5 protein-coding genes are annotated in these 6,004 nt (G+C 72.5%); 3 read left to right on the top strand and 2 right to left on the bottom strand.

The genetic code is table 11. The annotated features are described in order from the left end of the window. Positions 1 to 232 precede the first annotated feature (232 nt). The 3 genes from CH341_RS27200 to CH341_RS27190 all read left to right on the top strand — a co-directional run bounded on the left by CH341_RS27200 (position 233) and on the right by CH341_RS27190 (position 3,574). The gene (locus CH341_RS27200; protein WP_111422089.1) at positions 233 to 1,234 is read left to right on the top strand and encodes an adenosine kinase; all 1,002 of its coding nucleotides are present in this window, start codon (positions 233 to 235) and stop codon (positions 1,232 to 1,234) included. Positions 1,235 to 1,438: 204 nt separating this feature from the next. Beyond that, positions 1,439 to 2,542: a hypothetical protein gene (locus CH341_RS34495; RefSeq protein WP_170149826.1), complete on the top strand. Its 1,104-nt coding sequence runs from the start codon at positions 1,439 to 1,441 to the stop codon at positions 2,540 to 2,542. Between the two features lie 147 nt (positions 2,543 to 2,689). Beyond that, positions 2,690 to 3,574 carry an MBL fold metallo-hydrolase gene (locus CH341_RS27190; protein WP_111422088.1) on the top strand — a complete coding sequence of 295 codons (885 nt, stop codon included), beginning with the start codon at positions 2,690 to 2,692 and terminating at the stop codon, positions 3,572 to 3,574. A gap of 469 nt (positions 3,575 to 4,043) precedes the next feature. Here CH341_RS27190 and CH341_RS27185 read toward each other — a convergent pair whose 3' ends face one another. Next, complete coding sequence (locus CH341_RS27185) at positions 4,044 to 4,919, bottom strand: LysR family transcriptional regulator (RefSeq protein WP_111422087.1); 876 nt, start codon at positions 4,917 to 4,919, stop codon at positions 4,044 to 4,046. After that, positions 4,913 to 5,920 carry an NAD(P)-dependent oxidoreductase gene (locus CH341_RS27180; protein ID WP_111422086.1) on the bottom strand — a complete coding sequence of 336 codons (1,008 nt, stop codon included), beginning with the start codon at positions 5,918 to 5,920 and terminating at the stop codon, positions 4,913 to 4,915. Before CH341_RS27180 ends, CH341_RS27185 begins: the two co-directional genes overlap by 7 nt. Between the last annotated feature and the right edge of the window lie 84 nt (positions 5,921 to 6,004).

Below are 6,004 nucleotides of genomic sequence, written 5' to 3'. Positions count from 1 at the left end.
GGATGTGTCGGAGTCCGGTCTGTCCATGCGGTCCGGTCCCGGGCTCCCGGTCGCGGCGGCGCGAGACGGCGCCTGCGGCGTTGAATCGAGGCGGCCCATCGGTATAGTGCGCCGCCGCTTCGCGACACGCCCGGCCCGGGCGAGCGCGCCATGTCCATTTCCTATGCAGGGTCGCAGGGCCCCCGGCAAGCGCGGCGCGCGCCGGCGGCACCGCCGACCGCGAGTGATCCGGATGACCGCTCTCCGCTACGACGTGCTCGGAATCGGCAATGCCATCGTCGACGTCATCGCGCGCGCCGACGACGACTTCCTGGTCGCGCACGGCATGCGCAAGGGCGGCATGGCCCTGATCGACGAGCCGCGCGCCGAGGCCGTCTATGCCGCGATGGGGCCGGCCGTGGAGATCTCGGGCGGCTCGGCCGCCAACACGATCGTGGGCACCGCGAGCTTCGGCGCCCGCGCCGCTTTCGTCGGCAAGGTGAAGGACGATGCGCTCGGCGGCGTGTTCGGCCACGACATCCGCGCCGCCAAGGTGGCGTTCGACACCCGGGCGGCCGCCCGGGGACCGGCGACGGCGCGCTGCTTCATCATGGTCACGCCGGACGGCGAGCGCACCATGAACACCTATCTGGGCGCCGCCCAGGATCTGCATCCCGACGACATCGATCCCGATACGGTGTCGGGCGCGGCGATCACCTATCTCGAAGGCTATCTGTGGGATCCGGAGAACGCCAAGAACGCGTTCCTGAAGGCCGCCAAGATCGCCCACGCGTCCGACCGCACGGTGGCGCTGACGCTGTCCGACGCCTTCTGCGTCGACCGCTGGCGCGACGAGTTCCTGCATCTGATGCGCTCGGGCACGGTCGATCTCGTCTTCGCCAACGAGGCGGAGCTGCACAGCCTCTATCAGACGGCGGATCTCGACGCCGCGCTCGACCAGCTCCGTCGCGACGTGAAGCTCGCGGCGGTGACGCGCAGCGAAAAAGGCTGTCTCGTCGTGTCGCGCGAGAACACCGAGGCCGTGAAGGCATTCCCGGTCGAGCAGGTGGTCGACACCACCGGGGCCGGCGATCTGTTCGCCGCCGGCTTCCTGTTCGGGCTCGCCCGCGGCCGGCCGAACCAGGACGCGGCGCGGCTCGGCGCGCTCGCCGCCGCCGAGGTGATCCAGCATCTCGGCGCCAGGCCGGAGGCCTCGCTGGCCGACCTCGCCCGCGACAACGGGCTGCTGGGCTGAGGCTCGTCCGTCTGCGCCGGTAACGCTTTCTTAAGCGTGTTTTCCGCGAGTCCGCAGGTGCCGCCGTGGCGCCACACTCCGCCACGGGCCGGCCCCGATTCAGCCGCAGCCGCCTGCGAGGAGAGGAACCGTAACGATTTGGTAAGCGCGTATCGTTAACGGTTGATTGAACCGTTCGGCGCGACATCGAGATGGAGCCCCGCCATGGGCGAGCATGACACGGGCGAGCGCGGCGCCGGCCGCGACGGCATCGATCCCACTCACGAGGCGTTCCCGGACGACGCCGCGGCGATTTCCGCCCATGCCGCCCAGGCCGCCTCCGAGCAGCCGCTGTCGGGCCAGCCAGCGGCGGACCATTCGACGAGCCAGCCGCGGCTGCCGAAGCCGGATGCCGCAACGAGGGCCGGGGCCGGCGGTGAAGCGCATGCCTACGAGATCGTCGACGCGCCGCGCGCCTCCCGCCGCGGCGGCGTGACGCCGGCCGCGCCCGCGGTCGAGCACGACGGCTGGCGCGCCGGCGACACGATCGACGTCGACGAGACGCCGCGCCGCCGCTTCTCGTTCCAGGTGCCGCCCTACATGAAGGTCGCGGCCGTGATCGCGGTGGCGACCTCGTTCGGGGCGCTCGCCGGCACCTTCGCGGCGACTCACGTCGGAAGCGAGCCTGCGGCGCCGGCCGTGGTGCGCGTCGCCTCCGACGACGGCGCCCTCAAGGCGACGGTGGCCGAGCTGCAGCGCGACGTGACCGGGCTGCGCACCAGCCTGGAGAACTCGACCAAGGCGCTGCAGACCCAGACCGCCAAGCTGGCCGACCGCATGGAGCGCGCCGAGCGCGCCCAGGCCGAGCCGGCCCAGAAGCTCGGCAAGCTGAGCGAGGCGATCGAGCGGCTGGAGCGGCGCACCGCCCAGGCAGCTTCGGCGTCGAGCCAGTCCGCCGGCCCCGGACAGCCGCCGACGACCCTGCAGGCCCAGGCCGCGGCGCAGGGCGGCCAGCCCACCACGGTGCAGGCCTCCAGCGCCCAGGCCGCGGCGCCGCCGCCGGCTCCGATGCCGACCGCCCCGGTCGCGGTCGCCTCGGCCGACATGACTGCCTCGCTCGGCGATCCGCGGCCGCCGGCCCCGCAGGTCGTCAACGGCTGGGTGGTGCGCGACGTCCGGCGCGGCATCGCGCTGCTCGAGGGCCGCTACGGCTATGTCGAGGTGGAGACCGGCGACTCCATTCCGGGCGTCGGCCGCGTCGAGGGCATCCGCAAGCAAGACGGGCGCTGGATCGTGGTGACGTCGCGCGGCCTCATCGTCGCGCGCTGACCGCGTCGGCGCGAGACCGTCTGCTCGACTATTGAGCTGGGTGGGCGCCGCCGCGGCGCCCGCCCGGTCATCAATTCGTGTTCGAATGGCTTTCCGTCCGTCCGCGGCGTCGGGTTATGCTGGCGTCGCAAGACCGATGGAGCCCGCATGCCTTCGACCCCCGTATGGCGGCGCGCGATCGCGTTCGCGACGTCGCTCGCTTCCCTGCTCGCTCTCCTGATCGTTCCCGTCGCCACACCGCTCGCGCCGGCCGTCGCCCAACCGGCGGCGCCCGCCGCACCCGTCGCGCCCGAGCGGCCCGACACCTGCCCGGGGCTCGTCTCCGCGCTTCCGCCCCGCGCCGTGCCGGCGGCCTTCCGCCCGGTCGCCCTGGCGCCGGATCAGGTGCGGCTGACTTATGTCGGCCACTCGACCTTCCTGATCGAGAGCCCGAAGCTGGTCCGCGTCGCCACCGACTACAACGACTACGTCAAGCCGCCGGTCCTGCCCGACATCGCGACGATGAACCGGGCGCATTCGAGTCATTTCACGCTGGCGCCCGATCCCGGCATCCGCTTCGTGCTGCACGGCTGGCGGGACGACGGCAAGCCGGCCGGCCACGACCTCTCCTATCAGGACGTCCACGTGCGCAGCGTCGCGACCAACATCCGCGACTGGTCGGGCGGCGGCACGGACCGGCACGGCAACTCGATCTTCATCGTCGAGGCCGGGACGCTCTGCATCGCTCATCTCGGCCACCTGCACCATACGCTGACGCCGCAGCAGATCGCCGAGATCGGCCGCGTCGACGTGGTGCTGGTGCCGGTCGACGGCAGCTACACGCTCGACCTCGACGGCATGGTCGAGGTGCTGCAGGCGCTGAAGGCGCCGCTGATGATCCCGATGCACTATTTCAGCCGCTACACGCTCGATCGCTTCCTCGAGCGGGTGAAGGCCGACTACGACGTCGAGATCTCCGACACGCCGTCCGTGGTGGTGTCGAAGACGTCGCTGCCGGCCAAGCCGAAGTTCCTGGTGCTGCCGGGACGGTGAGGCGCGGGCGCCGGGGAAGGGCGACGATCGGGGGCTGCCGCCGCGCGGGCGTCCGCGCACGATGACCCGGAGTGCCAATCTCGCGATTGGATCCGGGTCCCGCCGAACCGCTCCGGGAAGGAGTGACGACAGCCCCCGCAACGAGAACGCCTCGTCGACGGTGGATCGGCCTGTCGGCGGCGTTCTAGAACCGCCTCCGCCAGACTTCCCACGCCCCCGACGGCATCCGACGGATACGCTCCGGCACAGTCAGAGCGTCCGTCACCGGCGGACTGTGGGCCACTGTCCCGCGCCGGATTTCGGCTGGCGCCGACCTCCGGACCAGGATCGAGAATGTTTCCACATTCTGCTTAAGGCCCGGTGAAGAGTCGAGCCCGGTGTGCTGCGGAACCGACGGATCCGCACGCACCGCGACCGCAACGACACGGTCGGCGTCGTGCTGTCGACCGGTAGACGACGATCCTCGTCGTCAGGAGTCGGCCAGTGCCCGTCCGATCGCATGGGTGGCGAAGCGGGCCGCCGCCGCGGTGGGCGGCAGCGCCTCCGGCACCACGAGCCTGATCTCCTTCACCAGCGCGGCGTCGGCGACCGGCAGGGCGGCGAGATGGCCGGCCGCGACCTCGTCGGCGACCGCCGAGGCGAGCACGACCGACACGCCGAGGCCGGCCCGCACGGCGCGCTTCACCGCCTCGGTGCTGCCGAAGCCGTCGACGGTCGCGATGCGGTCGGCGGCCGGCCCGAGCGCGGCGCGCAGCAGCGTGCCGGTGCCGGTGCCGGGCTCGCCGCCGAGCAGCGGCGCCGCGAGCAGATCCGCCGTCGTCACGCTCTCGCGGGCCGCCCACGCGTGCGACGGCGGCACGATGACGACCAGCGGCTCGCGCCGCCAGGTGTGGGCCCGGAAACCGGGGCGCCCGTCCCACCACTCCATCATGGCGAGGTCGGCGCGACCGCGCACCAGTCGCTCCGCCACGTCGCGATTGGCGCCGATCCACAGGTCGATCGCGCAGGACTCCGATCGTTGGAACTCGGCCAGCACGACGTTGAGCAGATAGACCCCGACATTGCTGGCGGCGGCGATTCGCAGCGGCGCGGTGCGCACCAGCCGGCGCGCCTCCTCGGCGGTCGTGATCAGGGCGCGGGCGAGCGGCAGGAAGGCGAGGCCCTGGGCGGTCGGTGCGACGCGGCCGCGGGCGCGATCGACCAGCGGCGCGGCCATGTCGTCCTCGAGCAGATCGAGATGCGCCAGCACGGTCGACGGCGACAGCGCGAGGCCGCGGGCCGCGGCGCGAACGCCGGCGTGCTCGATCACGGCCAGGAACGAGCGGACATGGACGAGGTTCAGCATGGCACGGTGTCGCGCAGCGTGACGGCGTGCACGGGCGGGCGGCCCTGCAGCACGTCCAGGATGCTCTCGGCGGCGGAGCGCTCGATCTCGCGGCGCAGCTCGGTCACGGCGGAGCCGATGTGGGGCGTCAGCACGGTGGGCGCGTCCGGTGCGGCGAGGCGCGGCTCGATCGCATCCGGGCGGTCGAAGCGGGCCCAGTCCTCGCACTCGAACACGTCGGCCGCATAGCCGGCGAGACGCCCCGCCGCGAGCGCGTCGGCGACCGCGGCCTCGTCCACCAGCGACCCGCGCGCCGGATTGACCAGATGCGCCGACGGCTTCATGCGGGCCAGCGCGGTGGCGTCGATCAGGTGCAGGGTGTCGGCGGTGAGCGGCAGCGCCAGCACGACGACGTCGGATTCTCGAAGGAGCATGTCGCGACCGGCGAGCGTCACGGCGGCGTCCAGCGGCGGCGCGATCGTGGTGACGGACGCATCGTGCGCCAGCAGGCGGCAGCCGAACGGGAGAAGCCGCGCCGCGATCGCTTGGCCGACCTTGCCGAAGCCCAGAATCCCGACGGTCGCGCCGAAAAGTCCGGCGCCGTAGAGGCGCGGGCGCCAGCCGGAGAAGCCGTTCCGGCGGATGTCGCGGTCGCCGGCGACGATGTGCCGGCCGAGCGCCAGCATGAGACCGATGGCGAGCTCGGCGGTCGGCACGGTGAGCAGATCCGGCACGATCGTGACGGTGACGCCGCGCGCTGCTGCGGCGGCGACGTCGATGTTGTCGTAGCCCTTCAGCGCCGCCCCGACCACGCGCAGCGCCGGGCAGGCGTCGAGGAAGGCCGCGTCGATGCGGTCGGTCATGAAGGCGAGCAGGCCGGTCGCCTCGCGGCAGCGGTCGCGCACCTCGTCGGGCGTCCACGGCTCGGGCGAGCCGTTGACGTCGAGCACGGCATGCGGGGCGAGCAACGCGACCGTCTCGGGGAACGGCCGGTTGGTGATCACGACACGCGGGTGGGGCATGAGCGATTCAATCTCAATTTTGGGCGGGCTTTCGCTCGGTCATTCCGGGGCGCACCGCAGGTGCGAACCCGGAATCCAGCGACA

This window comes from Rhodoplanes roseus (assembly GCF_003258865.1).
Taxonomy (GTDB): domain Bacteria; phylum Pseudomonadota; class Alphaproteobacteria; order Rhizobiales; family Xanthobacteraceae; genus Rhodoplanes; species Rhodoplanes roseus.
This window is presented reverse-complemented; position numbering and strand designations above follow the sequence as displayed.

Bases quoted from the DNA above. Each gene is read 5' to 3' on its own strand.
- CH341_RS27180 (WP_111422086.1), bottom strand. From the start codon at position 5,920: ATGCCCCACCCGCGTGTCGTGATCACCAACCGGCCGTTCCCCGAGACG.
- CH341_RS27190 (WP_111422088.1), top strand. From the start codon at position 2,690: ATGCCTTCGACCCCCGTATGGCGGCGCGCGATCGCGTTCGCGACGTCG.
- CH341_RS34495 (WP_170149826.1), top strand. From the start codon at position 1,439: ATGGGCGAGCATGACACGGGCGAGCGCGGCGCCGGCCGCGACGGCATC.
- CH341_RS27185 (WP_111422087.1), bottom strand. From the start codon at position 4,919: ATGCTGAACCTCGTCCATGTCCGCTCGTTCCTGGCCGTGATCGAGCAC.
- CH341_RS27200 (WP_111422089.1), top strand. From the start codon at position 233: ATGACCGCTCTCCGCTACGACGTGCTCGGAATCGGCAATGCCATCGTC.